At 59.0% G+C, this 2,753-nt stretch carries 5 protein-coding genes and 1 pseudogene; 1 reads left to right on the forward strand and 5 read right to left on the reverse strand.

All coding sequences use genetic code 11. The features are described from left to right. The first annotated feature begins 413 nt into the window (after positions 1-413). Positions 414-608, forward strand: a complete 195-nt coding sequence (locus NKH28_RS34170; RefSeq protein ID WP_352981448.1) for an rRNA adenine N-6-methyltransferase family protein — start codon at positions 414-416, stop codon at positions 606-608. 260 nt (positions 609-868) lie between these two features. On the opposite strand, the gene NKH28_RS34175 is transcribed toward NKH28_RS34170, so the two are convergent. The 5 genes and pseudogenes from NKH28_RS34175 to NKH28_RS34195 form a co-directional block, all read right to left on the reverse strand. Continuing rightward, entirely contained in the window at positions 869-1,072 is a 204-nt protein-coding gene (locus NKH28_RS34175) for a hypothetical protein (RefSeq protein ID WP_352981445.1), read from the reverse strand. Positions 1,073-1,089: 17 nt separating this feature from the next. Continuing rightward, complete coding sequence (locus NKH28_RS34180; RefSeq protein WP_352981446.1) at positions 1,090-1,485, reverse strand: hypothetical protein; 396 nt, start codon at positions 1,483-1,485, stop codon at positions 1,090-1,092. A gap of 12 nt (positions 1,486-1,497) precedes the next feature. Beyond that, positions 1,498-1,941 (reverse strand): hypothetical protein, encoded by a 444-nt coding sequence (locus tag NKH28_RS34185; RefSeq protein ID WP_352981449.1) that lies wholly within the window; start codon positions 1,939-1,941, stop codon positions 1,498-1,500. 253 nt (positions 1,942-2,194) lie between these two features. Next, positions 2,195-2,326 carry a hypothetical protein gene (locus NKH28_RS34190; RefSeq protein ID WP_352981447.1) on the reverse strand — a complete coding sequence of 44 codons (132 nt, stop codon included), beginning with the start codon at positions 2,324-2,326 and terminating at the stop codon, positions 2,195-2,197. Positions 2,327-2,391: 65 nt separating this feature from the next. Beyond that, positions 2,392-2,753 (reverse strand): annotated as a pseudogene (locus NKH28_RS34195) (integrase core domain-containing protein); the annotation flags it as partial.

A 2,753-nucleotide genomic window follows, 5' to 3' on the forward strand; every position in this document is an offset into this window, starting at 1 on the left:
GCCGCCGATGCTGCCAAAGTTCCCATCAGCCATCGCATCAAGAAATGCGCCTGGAACGACGACTATCTCATCAATGCCATCACTCATATGCGATAGCCCTGCCTGCTGGCGCGATGAAGACCTGCCGAAACTGCCCTGCCCGACGTAGATGACTGCAGATGCGGCTTCTTGCACACGCTCACGATGGAAGTCGTCTCAGCTTGCCGATCATCGCACACATTGGCCTCATTCGTCTTTCCAGATCACCCGCCGCTCCCATCTGACCTCGATCAGGCACCGAAAGCGAATGGTCTCCAGTTCCTGCCCGACAGGATGGAATAGTTCGGCATTCATTGACTACTTGCGCCCGAATTTCTCGCAGCGGACCTTTGCCCGCACCAGCTGGATGGTGACGTTGCCGATGACCTCCCCGAATCTCCAGGTGCGGAGTCGGTCCGGCAACGACAGCGTTTGAGATCGGTCCCGGCACCGGCCAAGCGACGCGGCCGCTGCTCGATCTCGGGCTCTCGTCAGTTGTGGCGATCGAACCCGACGAGCGCCTCGCGGTATTTCTCTCCGACAATCTTGGTCGAACCAGTGGCGGTCGCCTTAAGGCCTTAAGGTGCTGACCTCCTCTTTTCTCGACACCGATCTGCCTGAGGCGGCATTCGACCTCGGGATCGCGGCAACTGCCTTTCATTGGGTCGAGCCGATTGCGGGCCTCGCCAGGGTGAGACGCTTTGTTGCGTCCCAGCGGTCGGTGGGCGATGTGATGGGACCCGCTTTCGGTGGGCGTTGGTCGCGCTGCTTCGTGACTTGAAGGCGGCTCAGCCTGTTCTTGAGCAAGCTGTTGGCAAGCCAATCGCGGCGGCTTCGATTTAAGCCTGCTCTACTTCGAGCGGTTGTAAGGCGACTGGTTCGTGGGGCTGAGCGAAATACCTTCGTCGCTGGCCTTGGCATAGATCGTATCTTCAGTGCGCTGAAGCTTGAGGCCGATCACCCGAGTGGGAGTGTTCCCCTTTGCCAGTTCCTTCAGCGTCTTCACCTGGTCGGGTGTCCACGCCTTTCCCTGGTTCTTGGGCTGCTTTGCCATTCGATGTCTCCCTTCACCTAACGCTTTTTCGTGACCCCGGTGGGGTCATGCAGATGCTTCTCTGTGTGGCCGCAATTGTCGCATTTCAGGGTTCGTTCCTGGACGCCCGCGAAGCCGAAATGCGGGTGCTCATGAGAGGAGACAATCTTCATTCGCCCGGCATTGCAGATGGGACAGGCCTCGCCAGAACTTAGTGCAGCTATTTTGGCTTCCAGTTCCTTGATCTTCCGATCGCGGTCGTGGATGGTTTCCCTTGCGTCCGACAGGGCGATCTTCACGTCCGCGAGCGTACCGTAAAGGTCGGCCATTTGCGATTTGAGCGCCGCAGCGTCGAACCCCTTGTCGACCTCCCGAAGGTCTTTGACGATGCCCGTAGCCTGAGCGAGCAATGTCAGGCCGGTTGCTATGTCCATGATGCCCTCACTTTAGAGGCGAACGTTGATCCAATCCCACAAGTTCTGACCGAGCCAACCTTGGTGCTGCCCGTCTACCAGTTTCGTGACGATCACACGATCGTTTGTGTCCATACGCGTTCGAATGTCAGCATTCAGTGCGTCAGCCGATAATGTCGAGCTGATGAACAACAACGAATCCAGCCCAGGGTCTTTAATGTGCTCGTAACGGGCTAGATGGCCGATAAGGTTTTGGCGCGCCTGGTCGTAGTTCGGCTTCTGCTTATTCAGGTCCCAAGTGACCAAATAGACGGACACGACTTCCTCCCCGCCGTTATCGCATGATGATGGAAGGACTCGGCCCGGTTGTCGAATCGTCGCCCCGGGCGCGAATGCCGCCGCCAGTATCCGGCACTGATCCGCTTCACTCCAACGACGCCGCCGCTCCGGCCCGGTCAATAACGTCATATGGCTCATGCTGTGCTGCTAACTTCGGTCGTAAGGACGACCTTAAGAGCGCAGCCTCGCTACCGTGCGATCCTCTCGCAAGGCGGCCTTCGCCGGAGGGTATCGACTATCCCATGGTCGCCCCACCTATGCCGCGACCCGCTCGGCGCTGGCCAAATCCTCGGGGCTCGGTCGTAAGCCGATTAACATAATGGATATTTATGCGAGCTAACTAACTGTTTTAATTATGTCTTCGTTTGGCTGCTCGGAGATTAGGCCCGCCTTATTCGAAATGGACGGCATGGCCGCGCATGATTGCCAGCGTCAGGGCAATCGCGGTGTTGGCCGGAGGCTTGTCCATATGCAGCGAGCCGTCGAAGTCGCGCCATGCGGCCATGCTCAGGTCATCGTCCACTCGATTGTCCAGCCCTTGAGGGATTTGCGGGCAATGTCCGCGACCTGTGACGTTGCCCCCAGTTTCTATCCAGTTTTGAGTTCGTTTCCGGCGTGGGTTGTGCCCTGCTGGGCGGGTGAAGCGACGGCGCTGGCGCGGAGCCTTTGGCACAGCGCAGCGCGAGCGACCGTCGCGGATTGAAGATGGTGGCGAACTCGGCCGGTGTCTGCCAGGCGATTTGGGAATGCGGCCGCGCGGTGTTGTAGTCGGCGCGCCACAGGGCGATGGCGACGCGCGCCTGAGCCAGCGAAGTAAACAGCGTCTCGTTGAGCAGTTCATCGCGCATCGGCCGTTGAAGCTCTCGATGAAGCCATTCTGCATCGGCTTGCCGGGCGCAATGTAATGCCATTCGACGCGGTTCTGATCCGCCCAGGAGAGGATGGCGTTC

This window comes from Mesorhizobium sp. M1227 (assembly GCF_040318315.1).
Lineage (GTDB): Bacteria > Pseudomonadota > Alphaproteobacteria > Rhizobiales > Rhizobiaceae > Mesorhizobium.

Excerpts from the sequence above, each read along its gene's own strand:
- NKH28_RS34180 (WP_352981446.1), bottom strand. The coding sequence starts at position 1,485 with ATGGACATAGCAACCGGCCTGACATTGCTCGCTCAGGCTACGGGCATC.
- NKH28_RS34185 (WP_352981449.1), bottom strand. The coding sequence starts at position 1,941 with ATGAGCCATATGACGTTATTGACCGGGCCGGAGCGGCGGCGTCGTTGG.
- NKH28_RS34175 (WP_352981445.1), bottom strand. The coding sequence starts at position 1,072 with ATGGCAAAGCAGCCCAAGAACCAGGGAAAGGCGTGGACACCCGACCAG.